Source organism: Streptomyces sp. NPDC058145 (assembly GCF_042884245.1).
GTDB lineage: Bacteria > Actinomycetota > Actinomycetes > Streptomycetales > Streptomycetaceae > Streptomyces.
In genome coordinates this window covers 857,787-872,453 of record NZ_JBHVUH010000001.1, presented here as the reverse complement: position 1 = coordinate 872,453, position 14,667 = coordinate 857,787, and the positions used below count along the sequence as shown (strand labels likewise).

General features: G+C 72.3%; 14 protein-coding genes. 10 read left to right on the top strand and 4 right to left on the bottom strand.

What is annotated here, in order from left to right; translation table 11 throughout:
* Positions 1-18 precede the first annotated feature (18 nt).
* Positions 19-900 (top strand): non-homologous end-joining DNA ligase, encoded by an 882-nt coding sequence (gene ligD / locus ACFVVO_RS04045; RefSeq protein WP_390051460.1) that lies wholly within the window; start codon positions 19-21, stop codon positions 898-900.
* 204 nt (positions 901-1,104) lie between these two features.
* On the opposite strand, the gene ACFVVO_RS04040 is transcribed toward ligD, so the two are convergent.
* Positions 1,105-1,908 (bottom strand): nuclease-related domain-containing protein, encoded by an 804-nt coding sequence (locus ACFVVO_RS04040; RefSeq protein WP_390051593.1) that lies wholly within the window; start codon positions 1,906-1,908, stop codon positions 1,105-1,107.
* Positions 1,909-2,187: 279 nt separating this feature from the next.
* Here ACFVVO_RS04040 and ACFVVO_RS04035 point away from each other — a divergent pair, with 279 nt between their 5' ends.
* The 5 genes from ACFVVO_RS04035 to ACFVVO_RS04015 all read left to right on the top strand — a co-directional run bounded on the left by ACFVVO_RS04035 (position 2,188) and on the right by ACFVVO_RS04015 (position 7,757).
* The gene (locus ACFVVO_RS04035) at positions 2,188-2,961 is read left to right on the top strand and encodes a hypothetical protein (RefSeq protein WP_390051459.1); all 774 of its coding nucleotides are present in this window, start codon (positions 2,188-2,190) and stop codon (positions 2,959-2,961) included.
* Positions 2,958-4,199: an ATP-binding protein gene (locus tag ACFVVO_RS04030; RefSeq protein ID WP_390051457.1), complete on the top strand. Its 1,242-nt coding sequence runs from the start codon at positions 2,958-2,960 to the stop codon at positions 4,197-4,199. Before ACFVVO_RS04035 ends, ACFVVO_RS04030 begins: the two co-directional genes overlap by 4 nt.
* Positions 4,200-4,355: 156 nt before the next feature.
* Positions 4,356-5,717: an FtsW/RodA/SpoVE family cell cycle protein gene (locus ACFVVO_RS04025; RefSeq protein ID WP_390051455.1), complete on the top strand. Its 1,362-nt coding sequence runs from the start codon at positions 4,356-4,358 to the stop codon at positions 5,715-5,717.
* Between the two features lie 52 nt (positions 5,718-5,769).
* Complete coding sequence (locus tag ACFVVO_RS04020) at positions 5,770-7,227, top strand: penicillin-binding transpeptidase domain-containing protein (RefSeq protein ID WP_390051453.1); 1,458 nt, start codon at positions 5,770-5,772, stop codon at positions 7,225-7,227.
* Positions 7,228-7,271: 44 nt separating this feature from the next.
* The gene (locus ACFVVO_RS04015) at positions 7,272-7,757 is read left to right on the top strand and encodes a DUF3291 domain-containing protein (protein ID WP_390051451.1); all 486 of its coding nucleotides are present in this window, start codon (positions 7,272-7,274) and stop codon (positions 7,755-7,757) included.
* On the opposite strand, the gene ACFVVO_RS04010 is transcribed toward ACFVVO_RS04015, so the two are convergent.
* Positions 7,741-8,382 carry a hypothetical protein gene (locus ACFVVO_RS04010; RefSeq protein ID WP_390051449.1) on the bottom strand — a complete coding sequence of 214 codons (642 nt, stop codon included), beginning with the start codon at positions 8,380-8,382 and terminating at the stop codon, positions 7,741-7,743. The genes ACFVVO_RS04015 and ACFVVO_RS04010 overlap by 17 nt on opposite strands.
* Before the next feature lie 234 nt (positions 8,383-8,616).
* Complete coding sequence (locus ACFVVO_RS04005; RefSeq protein ID WP_390051448.1) at positions 8,617-9,726, bottom strand: ferritin-like domain-containing protein; 1,110 nt, start codon at positions 9,724-9,726, stop codon at positions 8,617-8,619.
* Between the two features lie 120 nt (positions 9,727-9,846).
* Between ACFVVO_RS04005 and ACFVVO_RS04000 the strand changes: the two genes are divergently transcribed.
* The 4 genes from ACFVVO_RS04000 (at position 9,847) to ACFVVO_RS03985 (ending at position 13,661) form a co-directional block, all read left to right on the top strand.
* On the top strand, positions 9,847-10,785 hold the full coding sequence (locus ACFVVO_RS04000; RefSeq protein ID WP_390051447.1) for a diiron oxygenase: 939 nt from the start codon (positions 9,847-9,849) through the stop codon (positions 10,783-10,785).
* Positions 10,786-11,523: 738 nt separating this feature from the next.
* A complete protein-coding gene (locus tag ACFVVO_RS03995; protein ID WP_390051445.1) occupies positions 11,524-12,177 on the top strand; it encodes a TetR/AcrR family transcriptional regulator in 654 nt (217 codons plus the stop codon).
* 11 nt (positions 12,178-12,188) lie between these two features.
* Entirely contained in the window at positions 12,189-12,491 is a 303-nt protein-coding gene (locus ACFVVO_RS03990) for a hypothetical protein (protein WP_390051443.1), read from the top strand.
* 111 nt (positions 12,492-12,602) lie between these two features.
* Complete coding sequence (locus tag ACFVVO_RS03985; protein ID WP_390051441.1) at positions 12,603-13,661, top strand: NlpC/P60 family protein; 1,059 nt, start codon at positions 12,603-12,605, stop codon at positions 13,659-13,661.
* Between the two features lie 76 nt (positions 13,662-13,737).
* On the opposite strand, the gene ACFVVO_RS03980 is transcribed toward ACFVVO_RS03985, so the two are convergent.
* The gene (locus tag ACFVVO_RS03980; RefSeq protein ID WP_390051439.1) at positions 13,738-14,049 is read right to left on the bottom strand and encodes an ArsR/SmtB family transcription factor; all 312 of its coding nucleotides are present in this window, start codon (positions 14,047-14,049) and stop codon (positions 13,738-13,740) included.
* Positions 14,050-14,667 lie beyond the last annotated feature (618 nt).

Genomic DNA, 14,667 nt, shown 5'->3' with positions numbered 1-14,667 from the left:
GTCTGGGATTGTCATCCTATGACTCCAATCACAGAGGTGGAGGGCCGGAGGGTCGCGCTCAGCAACCTGGACAAGGTGCTGTATCCGGAGACCGGCTTCACCAAGGGGGAGCTGCTGCACTACTACGCGAGCGTCGCCGACGTGATGCTGCCGCATCTGCGGGACCGGGCGGTGTCCCTGCTGCGCTATCCGGACGGGCCGGACGGGCAGGTGTTCTTCACCAAGAACGTTCCGCCGGGTACCCCCGACTGGGTCATGACCGCCGAGGTGCCCCGGTCGGAGGGGCCGGCGCGGATGGTGGTGGTGCGGGACCTGCCGAGCCTGGTGTGGGCGGCGAACCTGGTCGCCGAGTTCCATACGCACCAGTGGCTGGTGCGGTCGCCCGAGGAGGCCGACCGGCTGGTCTTCGACCTGGATCCCGGGGCGCCGGCGACGATCGTCCAGTGCTGCGAGGTCGCGCTGTGGCTGCGGGAGCGGCTGGCGGCGGACGGGATCGAGGCGTACGCGAAGACGGCCGGGTCGAAGGGGCTGCATCTGCTGGCCGCGGTACGGGGGAGTTCGTCGGAGCGGACGAGTGAGTACGCGAAGGCGCTGGCGGTGGAGGCGGAGCGGGCCATGCCGCGGCTGGTGGTGCACCGGATGACGAAGAGTCTGCGGCCGGGGAAGGTGTTCGTGGACTGGAGTCAGAACGCGGGGCGGAAGACGACGGCGGCGCCGTACACGGTTCGGGCCCGGGTCGCTCCGCTGGTTTCCGCGCCGGTGACGTGGGGGGAGGTGGAGGGGTGCCGGGGGGCGGAGGAGTTGGAGTTCTTGGCGGGGGATGTCGTGGGACGGGTGCGGGAGTCGGGGGATCTGATGAGGGGGCTGGTGGAGGGGCGGGGGGTTGGGGAGTTGCCCTAGCGGCGGTGCCGGGGGATGCGGGGGTGGCTTGGCGGGTTCTTTCGCGCCCGCATCCCCCGCATCCCCCGGCACCGCCCCTTCCCGTCCCCGGGAGGGGCCTCCGTCCCCTGTGACCCCTGCTGGGGGCTGCCGCCCCCGGGCCCCCGCTTCGGTCTCGCGGGCCTTGTCCTCGAACGCCGGACGGGCTGTTGTGTCCTCCGCCGGTTACAACGCCGCCCACGTTCTCCTGTCGCGGGCCATCGCGTGGAGGGCCTCGGCGTCCGCCGGCTTCAGTACGGCGCCCAGGTGGGCCAGGGTCGGGAGGTCGGTGGTGCGGAGGATGTGGACACCTCGGGGTGGGGTGGGGGTGCGTATGTCGGTGGGGTCCAGGAGGGCCAGGAGGGGGTGGACCTCGGCGGTCAGGGCGTAGGAGGCGCGGTCGGCGTCGGCGCGGAGGCGGCGGAGGACCGGCTCGGGGTCGTTGCGGCCCAGGGTGATCATCGGGTCGGCGACCAGAACCCGCCGCTTGCGGGCGTACAGGGCGTGTACGGCGAAGAGGCCGCCGGGGCCGATGAGCAGGTGGTGGATGCGGTCGCCGCCGGGGAGCGGGAGGGAGTGCAGGGTGTGCCAGCCGGCCCCCTCCAGGCGGTCCAGTGCCTCGCCGGTGGTCTGCTCGGCGGTCAGGGCGCGGCGGCGCGGGTCGGGGCGGAGGCGGCGGGCGGGGCCGGGGTCGCGGTCGAGGGCGACGAGCAGGGCCTCGCCGGGGCGGTTGGGGGCGAGGTCGTCGTCGGGGTGGAGGGTGAGCCGGGCCAGTTCGGCGGGGGTGGGCACCGGGGGCGGGCCCACGGTCACCGGGCCGGCCAGGAACGGCTTGAGGGCGTCCATCACGTCCGCCTCGCGGTCCGCCGCGATCAGGTTCACCCGGCCGGTGTCACGGTCGTACCAGGCGGCGTTCGTTCCGTCCGGGCCGCACACGTACAGGCGTTCGTGGCCCTGCTGCCGGGCCGGCACCACGCGCAGTCCGTTCATGCCGCCCTCGCCGCCCATGCCGCTCGTGCCGCTCATGCGTGCATCACCCCCTGACCATGGGAACAGGCGGGCGCGGTGACGGCAAGGACAAGGTCGGCCTCGGAGGGCGGGGCCCGGTCGGGGCAGGCGGGAAGGCTTCGGTTCCGGGGGTGGACGGCGTCTGTGGCCGGTCGGGGGCCCCAGGTGTGCAAAAAGGACCTTCCTACGAGTTGCGCATAGGGTGTACCGGCCCCGATCGTCACCGTCGCCCTCACTGTCCCCTGAAGCACCAGGAGCCCCGTGTCAGCCCGCAGGCCAGCCCGTCGCAGCGCCCGCGCCGCGGCCGTCGTCGCCCTGCTGTCGGTGGCGGCGGTGGGCTGCGGGGACCGCGGCGGGCTCGAGGGCGCCGGGGCGACACCGACCGCGGTCAGTCCGGCGCGGCTCTGGCCGGATCTGCGGCCGGCGTCCAGCCCCGCGTACCCGTACGCCGTGGCGACCCGGGTGACCGTCAAGGGCGTCACGGTGCCCGGCGACGACATCCGGAAGGTCGATCCGGTGGACGTCGTGCGGGCGGAGATCGCCGCGCACCCGGACGACTACGGGTCGAAGGGTGCGTACCACGCGACCGTGGACCGGGTGCGGGAGTGCGAGCCGGGCGGGGTTCGGGCGCGGTGTCCGCTGCTGAGGGCGTACCACCGGGATCTGACCGGGGACGGCCGGGACGACATGACGCTCGGTTTCCGGCTGTACCCGACCAACCAGACGGCGGTGCGGGTCTACACGGTCGAGAAGCACCGGCTCGTGCAGGTGCTGGCCGACAACGACGCGATCATCGGGGTGGAGCTGGCCGGCCGGGCCCTGATCGAGCGCTCTCCGGCCGGGATCGCCGGGTACGAGTACCGGACCACCTGGATCTGGGATCCGGACCGGCGCGCCATGGTGCTCTCCCGGGACGAGTTCCTGCGTACCGGCAGGGGCCCGCACGGCCGTAAGCCGTCCCCGTCGGCGTCCGGATCGGCGGCCCCGCCGGTGTCCGCGACGGCGTCCCCCGGCGCGTCCGCGAGCGGCTCATGAGGCTCGCGCTGCCCCGGTGGGCCGGGGCGCTGGCGGTGAAGACGGCCGCGTTCATCACGGTGATGAGCTGTGCGCTGGCCGCGCTGCTCGGGGTTCTGGTGCATGTGTCGGTCACCAATCAGACGGTCGGCCGAGCCCGTGACCTGGCGCTGTCCCGGCTGGACGACGCCACGGCGGCGTACGAGGCCGGGGACGCGCTGCTGCCGGGAGCGGGACTGGATCCCGAGGGGCTGCCCGGGCGGTTGCGGGCGCTGGCGGTGGCCGGGAAGCGCGGCACGATGGTCTCCTCGCACCAGGGGCGGCCGACGATGTGGGCGGCGGGTCCGGCCAACGGCCACCGGGCGCTCACGGTGGCGGTCGACTACTCGCAGCAGGCCCGGACGATCGCCGATCTCGACCGGTCCATCCTGTGGTCGTCGGCGCTGGCGATCGGGGCGACTGTGCTGGTGGGCGCGTTCGCGGTGACCCGGGTGACACGGCGGCTGCACGGCACCGCGCGGGTGGCCCGGCGGATCAGCGCGGGCGATCTGGATGCCCGGGTGAACGACCCGCGTGCCAAGGATCCGACGCGGCCGCAGGACGAGGTGGCCGTGGTCGCCGCCGCGCTGGACTCCATGGCGTCGTCGCTGCAGGGCAAGCTGCTGAGCGAGCAGCGGTTCACCGCGGACGTGGCGCACGAGCTGCGCACTCCGCTGACCGGGCTGCACGCGGCGGCCGAGCTGCTGCCGCCGGGCCGGCCGACCGAGCTGGTCCGGGACCGGGTGGCGGCGCTGCGCACGCTCACCGAGGACCTGCTGGAGATCTCCCGCCTGGACACCCGGCGGGAGCGTCGTGAGCTGGACTTCGAGGAGCTGGGCGCGCTGGCCGGGCGGGTGGTGCGGGCCTCGAGGACGGACACCGAGGTGCGGATCGTGCGGGACGCCCGGGTGGAGACGGACCGGCGGCGCCTGGAGCGGGTGCTGGGCAACCTGGTGGCGAACGCGCACAAGCACGGGCGGGCGCCGGTGGTACTGACGGTGGACGGTCCGGTGGTGACGGTGCGGGACCACGGGGACGGCTATCCGGAGTACCTGGTGGCGCACGGCCCGCAGCGGTTCCGGACCGAGGGCGGCGCCAAGGGCCACGGGCTGGGGCTGACGATCGCGGCCGGGCAGGCGGAGGTGCTGGGCGCCCGGCTGACGTTCGGCAACGCGGTGGACGGGGGCGCGGCGGCGAGGCTGACGTTGCCTGAGTCGTAGGGCCGATGGGAGCTCTGGACCGCGGGATTCCGCGGGCCGCGGGTCGTCCGCGCCCACGCGGCGGAGCCGCTGATGTCACGGCCCCGCGCCCCTGGGGCGCTCCGCGGCCCGGGGCGCCTGCCCAGCCGGACTGTCCTGTTTGGGTAAGTTCCGGACATGACCAAGGCCGGAACCGCCGTGGCCGAGCCGCGGGCATCCGCGCACGGCGTACGCCTGCCCCGGCGCCGTGGCGTCGAGCTCGCGCTGATCGTGCTGGCCGTCCTGCTGTCCGTGTACGGCTACTGCGCGGTCGGTCTGGCCAGGAGCGGCACCGTCCCGCCGGGGGCCGCCGGCTACGGTGCCGGGCTCTGCGTGCTCGCCCTGTTCGCGCACTTCGTGGTCCGCAAGCGGGCGCCGTACGCCGATCCGCTCCCGCTGCCCATCGGTGTGCTGCTCAACGGGCTGGGCCTGGTGCTGATCTACCGGCTGGACCTGGAGACCCCGGGCGACCGGGCGGCACCGGCCCAACTGGTGTGGTCGACGCTCGGGGTGGGGCTGTTCATCCTCGTCGTGCTGATGCTGCGCGACCACCGGGTGCTGCAGCGGTACTCCTACGTGTGCGTGGTCGCCGCCCTCGTCGCGCTGCTGCTGCCGATCCTCTTCCCCGCGGTGAACGGCGCGCGCATCTGGATCAGGATCGGCGGATTCTCCATCCAGCCGGGCGAGTTCGCGAAGGTGCTGCTCGCGGTGTTCTTCGCCGCCTATCTGGCCGCCAACCGCAACGCGCTCGCCTTCACGGGCCGGCGGCTGTGGCGGATGCAGTTCCCGACCGGGCGGGTGCTCGGCCCGATCGTGGCGATCTGGCTGCTGAGCGTCGGCGTGCTGATCCTGGAGCGGGACCTCGGTACCTCGCTGCTCTTCTTCGGTCTGTTCGTCGTCCTGCTGTACGTCGCCACCGGCCGCACCGGCTGGATCGCGGTGGGCCTGCTGCTCGCCGTGCTCGGCGCGGTCGCCGTCGGCCGGCTCGAACCGCATGTGGGCGGCCGGATCCAGGACTGGCTGCACCCGTTCGCCACCATCGAGGCCGGGCAGGGGCCCAACCAGCTCTCGCAGTCCCTGTTCGCCTTCGCGGCGGGCGGGGTCCTCGGCACCGGGCTGGGGCTCGGCCACTCCGTGCTCATCGGCTTCGCCGTCAAGTCGGACTTCATCCTGGCGACGGCCGGGGAGGAGCTGGGCCTCGCCGGCCTCGCGGCGATCTTCCTGCTGTACGCCCTGCTCGTGGAGCGCGGCTACCGGGCCGGTCTCGCCCTGCGCGAGCCGTTCGGGCGGCTCCTCGCGGTCGGGCTGGCCTCGATCCTGGCGCTGCAGGTGTTCGTGATCGCGGGCGGGGTCACCGGGTTGATCCCGCTGACCGGCATGGCGATGCCGTTCCTCGCCCAGGGCGGCTCCTCGGTCGTCACCAACTGGGCGATCGTGGCGCTGCTGATCCGGGTCAGCGACTCGGCCCGCAGCCAGTACGACGGCCAGGAGGCGTCGTGACCGGACACGAAGAGCAGGAGACGTCGTGACCGAGTACGGCGGTGGGCGGTCCATGACCAGGTACATCCGGCACGCCTCCGGGTTCTGCGCCCTGCTGCTGACGGCGCTGCTGGTCAACGCCGCCCGGGTGCAGGTGATCCAGGCGGGTTCCTACGAGGCCAACCCGGCCAACCGCCGTGCCACGATCGCCCGTTACCAGCAGCCGCGCGGTGACATCCTGGTCGGCGGCGAGCCGGTCACCGGCTCCACCGACACCGGTGAGCAACTGCGCTACGAACGCACCTACCGCGACGGCCCGTTGTACGCCCCGGTCACCGGGCACGCCTCGCAGCTCTACGGCACCACGTTCCTGGAGGACGCCGAGGACGGGGTGCTCTCCGGCGCCGACCCGATGCTGGCGCCGCTGCCGCTGTGGAACGACGTGACGCGGGGCGCCAGTCCGGGCGGCAACGTCGTCACCACCCTCGACCGGGAGGCGCAGCGGGCGGCGTACGACGGACTGCACGGGCGCAAGGGCGCGGTGGCCGCGATCGAGCCGGCCACGGGCCGCGTCCTGGCACTGGTGTCGACGCCGTCGTACGACCCCGCCGAGCTGTCCGGAAACAGTGAGGCGGCGGCCTCGGCGTGGGCCCGGCTCGACCACGACCCGGAGAAGCCGATGCTCAACCGGGCGGTGCGGCAGACCTATCCGCCCGGGTCGACGTTCAAGGTGGTCACCGCGGCGGCGGCGCTGGACGCGGGGGTGGTCAGGGACCTGGACGCGCTCACCCGCTCCCCCGACCCCTATCGGCTGCCCGGCACCAGGACCCGGCTGACCAACGAGGGCGACGGCTGCAAGGACGCCTCGTTGCGGGAGGCGTTCGAGTGGTCGTGCAATACGGTGTTCGCCAAGCTGGGCGTGGACGTCGGGGTGCCGGGCATGTCGGCCACCGCGCAGGCGTTCGGCTTCAACGACACCCGGCTGCGCGTCCCCTTCGCCGTCTCCCCCAGCACCTTCGACACCCGTGTGGACAAGGCGCAACTGGCACTGTCCTCGATCGGGCAGTACAACACCCGGGCGACCCCGCTGCAGATGGCGATGGTGGCGGCGGCCGTCGCCAACGGAGGCCGGCTGCGGACGCCGTATCTGGTGGAGTCGACCACGCGCCGGGGCGGTGAGACGCTCACGGGCGGTGGGATGCGGCCGGACCGGCAGGTGATGCGCCCGTCGACGGCCGCGCGGCTGAAGGAGCTGATGACCGACGTGGTCCGGGAGGGCACCGGCACCAACGCGGCCATTCCCGGCGCCGCGGTCGGCGGCAAGACCGGCACCGCCCAGCACGGCCTCGGCAACGCCGGTGTGCCGTACGCCTGGTTCGTCTCCTGGGCGCAGGCCGACGACGACCTGGAGCCGAAGGTCGCGGTCGCGGTGGTGGTCGAGAACGCCTCGGCGGACCGGGGGGAGATCAGCGGCGGCGGGGACGCGGCACCGATCGCGAAGGACGTGATGCGGGCGGTTCTCGGCCTGTGAGACGGGGGTACCGGGAGCGCCACCGGCCGACCTAACGTCCGGTCATGACGGATTCGGAGACCGTGCACCACCTCGCCCAGGTGAACATCGCCCGCCTCAAGTACCCGCTGGACTCACCCCGGTTGAAGGCCTTCGTCGACGGTCTCGACCCGGTGAACGCCGTGGCGGACGCCTCGGACGGCTTCGTCTGGCGGCTGCAGAGCGACTCCGGCAACGCGACCGACATCCCCTTCCTCGGGGACGCCTGGCTGATCGTCAACATGTCGGTGTGGCGGGACATCGACGCGCTCACCGCGTTCATGTACCGAGGGCGGCACCGGGAGTTGCTGGCCCGGCGCCGCGAATGGTTCGAGCGTCCCGGGGACGCGGTGACCGCCCTGTGGTGGGTGCCGGCGGGGCACCGGCCCGATGTCGCGGAGGCGGAGGAGCGGCTGCTGCACCTGAGGGCGCACGGCCCGACGCCGTACGCCTTCACGCTGCGGACCTCGTTCCCCGCGCAGGAGGGGGTGGCGGTCAGCCGATCGGCCTGATCATCTCGGAGCGGATCTTCAGGGTGTTGCGCGCGGCGGTGTCGAGGTCGATGTCGGCGGAGTCCTTCCGCTGCAGGTCGACCTCGCCCACCACGGCCGCCGTGTTGCCGTCCGCCCAGGTGCAGACCGGGTAGGTGATCGTCACCAGGGCCTGCTTCTGGGTGAGCACCTCGCAGGAGACGGTGACGTCCGCGCCCGCCGGGGTGACGTCCCGCGCGGGCTCGGCCACCGTCACGCCGTCGGCCCCGCCGGCGCCCTTGAGCATGCCGCTCCGGACGTCGGACTCGTTCTTGAACCGGCCGTACATGCCGGAGACCAGCAGCATGCCCTTGGTGTCGTCGCCGCCCGGGCTGTAGCGGCCGACCACGGCGTTGATGTCCTTGGCGTCCCAGGCGCCGTCGGCCTCGTCCTCGACCTTCTGCCCCTCGGTGTCGGAGAGGTCCTCGGCGAGTTCGTACTTCTCGTCCAGCAGCTTGTGGGGCAGGGCCAGTTCGTGCTCGGCGGCGGGAAAGCCGGTCTGGAGCACCGTCCCGACGCCGACGGAGCCGAGCACGACCAGACCGATGACCCCGCCCACGATCCCCAGCGCCAGACCGGCCCCGCGCTTCTTCGGGGGCGGACCCATCGGCGGCACACCCCAGGCGGGGTACGGCTGCTGGGGGTGGGGCTGGGGAGGGTACGGCTGCTGCTGCGGGTACGGGGGGCCGTAAGGGCCCGGGGCCGGCGGAGCCTGCTGGCCGTAGGGCCCCGGAGGCTGCTGCCCGTAAGGCCCCGGGGGCTGCTGACCGTACGGGTACTGCGGCTGCTGAGGCGGCGGAGGCATGGACACGCCAGAACCGTACTGCACAGGAGGTGGGGCTCAGGCCTCGGCCGCCCCCGTCTCGATCGCCTCCCCCACCTCGGCCACCCGCTCCCGCTCCTCCGCGGCGAAGCGCTCGGCGTCCAGCCGCTCGGCGATCTCCTCGTCCTGCGCCATCAGCAGGTCCAGGCTCGAGTCGCCCATCTCGAGGACGCCCATGTCGACATAGGCCTGCTGGAGCCGCCTGCCCCACAGGCCGATGTCCTTCACGCAGGGCACGATGCGGCTGAACAGCAGTTTGCGGAAGAGCTGGAGGAACTCGGAGTCCTCGCTGATCCGCTCGGCCTCGGCGCGCGGGATGCCGAAGTTCTCCAGCACCTCGACGCCGCGCAGCCGGTCCCGCATCAGATAGCAGCCCTCGATGACGAACTCCTCGCGTTCGCGCAGTTCGGCGTCGGTGAGCTGCTTGTAGTAGTCCCGCAGGGCCATGCGGCCGAAGGCCACGTGCCGGGCCTCGTCCTGCATGACGTAGGCGAGGATCTGCTTGGGCAGCGGCTTGTTCGTGGTGTCCCGGATCATGCCGAAGGCGGCGAGCGCCAGCCCTTCGATCAGGACCTGCATACCGAGGTAGGGCATGTCCCAGCGGCTGTCGCGGAGAGTGTCGCCGAGCAGGGACTGGAGGTTGTCGTTGATCGGGTAGAGCATCCCGATCTTCTCGTGCAGGAAGCGGCCGTAGATCTCGGCGTGCCGGGCCTCGTCCATGGTCTGGGTCGCCGAGTAGAACTTGGCGTCCATGTCGGGCACGGACTCCACGATCCGCGCCGCGCAGATCATCGCGCCCTGCTCGCCGTGCAGGAACTGGCTGAACTGCCAGGAGGCGTAGTGCTTGCGCAGTTCGCCCTTGTCCCGGTCGGTGAGCTTGGCCCAGTGAGGGGTGCCGTACAGGGACATCGCCTCCTCGGGGGTGCCGAGCGGGTCGTACGGATCGACCTCCAGTTCCCAGTCGATGCGCCGCTGCCCGTCCCACTGCTTGTCCTTGCCCTTCTGGTACAGGGCGAGCAGGCGGTCACGGCCCTCGTCGTACTCCCAGCTGAACCTGGCCGCCCCGCTCGCGGGCACCTGCCAGGGGGAGTCTCCCGGCTCGTTGGTGTACAGGTCATGCGTCGGCATACTTCGCAGGCTCACACGTAGACGCCGAGTCAACAAGTCATGCGCGGGGGATTGACGGGCTTGCTGACAGGCAGTCTCATAAGAAGCGGAACTACCCCCGGGTAACGAGGTGAGGGAGCCATGACGACCCTGACGGAAGCGGACGCGCTGGACGGACTGCGCGACGCGCTCGGCCTGCTCAAGGACCGTGAACAGGTGGCCGAACGGCTGCTCGTCTCTTCCGCCAAGCACTCCTTCGACCCGGACAAGGAGCTGGACTGGGACGCGCCCTTCGAGGAGGGCAAGTGGTTCTGGCCGCCGGAGCTCGTCTCGCTGTACGGCACCCCGATGTGGCGGCGGATGAGCGAGGAGCAGCGGATCCTGCTCTCCCAGCACGAGGCCGCGGCGCTGGCCTCGCTCGGCATCTGGTTCGAGCTGATCCTTATGCAGCTCCTCGTCCGGCACATCTACGACAAGGCGGCGACGAGCGCGCACGTGCGGTACGCCCTCACCGAGATCGAGGACGAGTGCCGGCACTCGAAGATGTTCGCGCGGCTGATCTCGCACGGCGACACGCCCTGGTACCCGGTGAGCCGGGCCCACCAGAACCTGGGCCGGCTGTTCAAGACCGTCTCCACCACGCCCGGCTCCTTCACGGCCACGCTGCTCGGCGAGGAGGTGCTGGACTGGATGCAGCGGCTGACCTTCCCGGACGAGCGGGTGCAGCCGCTGATCCGGGGCGTCACGCGCATCCACGTGGTGGAGGAGGCCCGGCACGTGCGGTACGCGCGTGAGGAGCTGAGGCGCCAGATGCTGACGGCGCCGAAGTGGTCGCAGGAGTTCACCCGGGTCACGTCCGGCGAGTTCGCGCGGGTGTTCTCGGTGGCGTTCATCAACCCCGAGGTCTACACGAACGTGGGACTGGACAAGCGGGAGGCGATGGCGCAGGTGAAGGCGAGCGGGCACCGGCGGGAGGTCATGCAGACCGGCGCCAAGCGGCTCACCGACTTCCTCGACGACATCGGCGTGCTGCGGGGCGTGGGCCGGCGGCTGTGGAAGTCGTCCGGGCTGCTGGCCTGACGTCTGAGCGACCGGGCAGTCGTCGGGGGTCCAAGGCCGAAGTGCCGAAGTCGCGACCTGCCGCCCCGGCAGCCCTCCCCGCCCGGGACCGACCGCGAAGCGGCTCACCGCCACGCGGCGGAGCCGCACATCGACACAGCCTCGACGACATCGGCGTGCTGCGGGGCGTGGGCCGGCGGCTGTGGAAGTCGTCGGGGCTGCTGGCCTGACGTCTGAGCGACCGGGCAGTCGTCGGGGGTCCAAGGCCGAAGTGCCGAAGTCGCGACCCGCCGCCCCGGCAGCCCTCCCCGCCCGGGACCGACCGCGAAGCGGCTCACCCCCACGCGGCGGAGCCGCACATCGACACAGCCTCGACGACATCGGCGTGCTGCGGGGCGTGGGCCGGCGGCTGTGGAAGTCGTCCGGGCTGCTGGCCTGACGTCTGAGCGACCGGGCAGTCGTCGGGGGTCCAAGGCCGAAGTGCCGAAGTCGCGACCCGCCGCCCCGGCAGCCCTCCCCGCCCGGGACCGACCGCGAAGCGGCTCACCGCCACGCGGCGGAGCCGCACATCGACACAGCCTCGACGACATCGGCGTGCTGCGGGGCGTGGGCCGGCGGCTGTGGAAGTCGTCGGGGCTGCTGGCCTAGGCGGGAAGCGGGCGCCGGGGCGGGCCGCGCCCGCTCGCGCGCGGGGTGCGGGCACGGCCGGGTGTGGCCGTGCCTGCGCGGCTTCTTCACGGTCCGATTACGCTGCTTGGCATGACCCCGCAGGCCGCCACCCCCGCCTATCGCCGTCTCAGTGTCGAGGAGCGGCGCAGTCAGCTCCTCGACGCCGCGCTCTCGCTCTTCGCACACCGTGCGCCGGAGGACGTGTCGCTGGACGACGTGGCCGAGGCGGCCGGGGTCTCCCGCCCGCTGGTGTACCGGTACTTCCCCGGCGGAAAGCAGCAGCTCTACGAGGCCGCGCTCAGGTCGGCCGGCGAGGAGCTCCAGCAGTGCTTCGACGAGCCCCGGCTCGGTCCCCTGCTGCCCCGCCTGTCCCGCGCGCTCGACCGCTATCTGGCCTTCGTCGACCTGCACGACACCGGCTTCAGCGCACTGCTGCAGGGCGGCAGCGTGGTGGAGACCTCCCGCACGACGGCCATCGTGGACGGCGTGCGGCGGGCCGCGGCCGAGCACATCTACAGCCACCTCGGCGTATCCACGCCGGGGCCGCGTCTGCGCATGACGGTCCGGACGTGGATCACGGCGGTGGAGGCGGCCTCGTTGATCTGGCTGGACGAGGACAAGCAGCCGCCGGTCGAGGAGCTGCGCGACTGGCTGGTCGAGCAGTTCGTGGCCGTCCTGACCGTGACCGCCGGGCGTGACCCGCAGACGGCGGGCGTGGTCGGCGCGCTCGCCGAGGAAGGCTGAGGAACCGACCCGTGAAGAGTGAGGACACCCCGTTCGAGGGCGGGCCCCTGGACGGGCGCGTGCTGCCGGTGCTGCTGGGCCTGACCGGCCATCCCCCGAAGACGTACAGCGTTCCGGTGCCGGACGCGGCCGGCGGCCCGCCCACCGTGCACGTCTACCGGCGCGTGCCGAGGGGGCACAGCAAACGGCTCGGTCTGGTGCGGGGCTGGAAGTACCGGTACGACCCGGAGGGCGGGGCCGGTGAGCGGCTCAGGTGGCCGTGGTCCAAGCCGGACAGCGCGCAGTCCCGCAAGCCGGATGACACGACCGGGTGAGAGCGTTGGGCCGTCTCGCCCACAATCGGCACACAAGCCCATGAACACGTCTGAATATCACCGTGCGGATGCGGACGGAGGGACCGTCCGCCCCGTACCGGAGGTGATGACGTGTCAGCAGTGTTCCTGCGCCTGGCCTGTACGGCCGCGGTGGCGGCCCAGGCCGTCCTCGCGCCTGTGCCAGCGGTGGCCGAACCCGCACCGCCACGGTCCGTCTCCCAACTGCTGACGGACCTTCAGCGGGTGTACCGGCAGACGGAGGAGGCCACCGAGTCCTACAACGCGACCGCGGAGCGGCTGAAGCGGCAGCGCGCCGAGGTGACCCGCCTCGACGGCGAACTGGCCCGCGCCCGGCTCGCGCTGCAGGGCGGCAGAAGCGACGCCGGGCGCCTGGCCCGGCAGCAGTACCAGAACAGCAGCGACCTCTCCCCCTACGTCCGTCTGCTGCTCGCCCGCGACCCGCAGCACGCGCTGGACGAGGGCCATGTCATCGGCCGGCTCGCCCACGAGCGCGCCGAGACGGTGGACCGGCTCACCGGCACCGAGCGGAAGCGGAACGCGCTCGCCAGGGCGGCCCGCAAGGCCCTGGACGAGCAGCTCACCCTCACCGGGAAGCAGCGCAAGCAGCGCGACGACGTCACGGCCAGGCTCGGCGACGTCGAGCGGCTCCTCGCCTCACTGACCCCGCAGCAGCTTGCCTCGGTGGCCGCGCTGGAGCGGACCGGGGTCGCCGAGGCCCAGCAGCGGCTCACGACCTCCGGCGCCCTCGGCGACGACAAGCCGCCGTCCGACGAGGGCGACCGGGCCGTCCGCTACGCCCTGTCCCAGGTCGGCAAGCCGTACCAGTGGGGAGCGCAGGGCCCGGCGTCGTACGACTGCTCGGGACTCACCTCGCAGGCCTGGGACCACGCCGGCACCCCGATCCCGCGCACCAGCCAGGAGCAGTGGGCCCGGCTGCGGAAGGTCCCGCTGAACGGGCTGCGCCCCGGTGACCTGGTCGTCTACTTCCCCGGGGCGACCCATGTGGCGTTGTACGTCGGGGGCGGCCGGGTCGTGCAGGCACCGAGGCCCGGCCGGCGGATCGAGGTCTCCCCGCTGGCGTCCGCCCCGGTCCTGGGTGCCGTACGCCCGGACGATCCCCCGCGGGACCAGGCGACCGAGGCCAGGTAGGCGGCCGTCTTCTCGGGCCTCGAACGATCCGAGCGGGCGCTTCCCGATGTGAGGGAGCGCCGGCTGGGAGGGGGATCTAGCCAGCAGCTACAACGGCTTGGATCAGGCCCGGGAACCGGCGCTCCAAGTCCTCCTTGCGCAGGCGCATGTACAGCCCGTTTCCAGCGTTGCGCTGGTAGACCAGGCCTGCCTCACGCAGCACTCGCCAATGCCGTGTGCGACTGGATTTGCTCAGCGGCAGGTCGAACGAGGCGCAGAGCCGCTCATCGTCGGGTCGTGCGGACAGTTCGGCTACGACCCGACGGCGGTTCTCGTCCGCAAGCGCCAGAAGGATGGGACCCACCTCCAGCTCCTCGACGCCAGGGTGCACCAACTCACCAGCGTCCATCACTCCACCTCTCGACAAGGTACGCAAGGGCGCGTACCTTCCTGGAGGTACGCGACTGTGCGTACCTTACTCCCGGGGGAGCCATGCCCGCACCCGCATCGCCACGTCGTCGCGTCCTGTCACGCATTCGCTCGACGCTACGCAAGCTCCTTCTCGCCGAGCACTCACCGTTCATGACTCTCTGACTCCGCCGGCCCCGGATACTGTCTGGGAGCCCAAGAGACGGGCGCAGCGAAGGGGAGGCCGCCGCCGTGTCGATACGCGAGAACTTCGCCAAGCTCTTCAGGAGCACGGCCAAGACTCCTGACGGCGAGCCGTTCGCGGTGGAGCGCCCATGCCGATGCTCGCCGCAGTGGCCCGGCCTGGAGACGGCGGCGAACGGGTACACACTCCCGGCTCAGCCCTCCAGCCACTACAGCGTTCTCACGAACCCGGAGGCCGGTCCGTTCGTCGCGCGCTGCACCGGTTGCAAGGCTCGCTATCGCCACCCGTGGGTGATCCCGCAGGGCGCGCCGATGCCTTTCGACTGGGCTCGTGAGACACCGCCGACCAACCAGAGACGGCCCCGGTGAGCCGGGGCCGTCAGCGGGCCGTCCGAGGGTGGCCGACGACGACAGA

Coding starts and splice junctions, on each gene's coding strand:
- ACFVVO_RS04010 (WP_390051449.1), bottom strand. CDS start 8,382: ATGGGTCCGCCCCCGAAGAAGCGCGGGGCCGGTCTGGCGCTGGGGATC.
- ACFVVO_RS04025 (WP_390051455.1), top strand. CDS start 4,356: ATGACCAAGGCCGGAACCGCCGTGGCCGAGCCGCGGGCATCCGCGCAC.
- ligD (WP_390051460.1), top strand. CDS start 19: ATGACTCCAATCACAGAGGTGGAGGGCCGGAGGGTCGCGCTCAGCAAC.
- ACFVVO_RS04040 (WP_390051593.1), bottom strand. CDS start 1,908: ATGAACGGACTGCGCGTGGTGCCGGCCCGGCAGCAGGGCCACGAACGC.
- ACFVVO_RS04000 (WP_390051447.1), top strand. CDS start 9,847: ATGACGACCCTGACGGAAGCGGACGCGCTGGACGGACTGCGCGACGCG.
- ACFVVO_RS04020 (WP_390051453.1), top strand. CDS start 5,770: ATGACCAGGTACATCCGGCACGCCTCCGGGTTCTGCGCCCTGCTGCTG.
- ACFVVO_RS04015 (WP_390051451.1), top strand. CDS start 7,272: ATGACGGATTCGGAGACCGTGCACCACCTCGCCCAGGTGAACATCGCC.
- ACFVVO_RS03995 (WP_390051445.1), top strand. CDS start 11,524: ATGACCCCGCAGGCCGCCACCCCCGCCTATCGCCGTCTCAGTGTCGAG.
- ACFVVO_RS03980 (WP_390051439.1), bottom strand. CDS start 14,049: ATGGACGCTGGTGAGTTGGTGCACCCTGGCGTCGAGGAGCTGGAGGTG.
- ACFVVO_RS04030 (WP_390051457.1), top strand. CDS start 2,958: ATGAGGCTCGCGCTGCCCCGGTGGGCCGGGGCGCTGGCGGTGAAGACG.
- ACFVVO_RS04005 (WP_390051448.1), bottom strand. CDS start 9,726: ATGCCGACGCATGACCTGTACACCAACGAGCCGGGAGACTCCCCCTGG.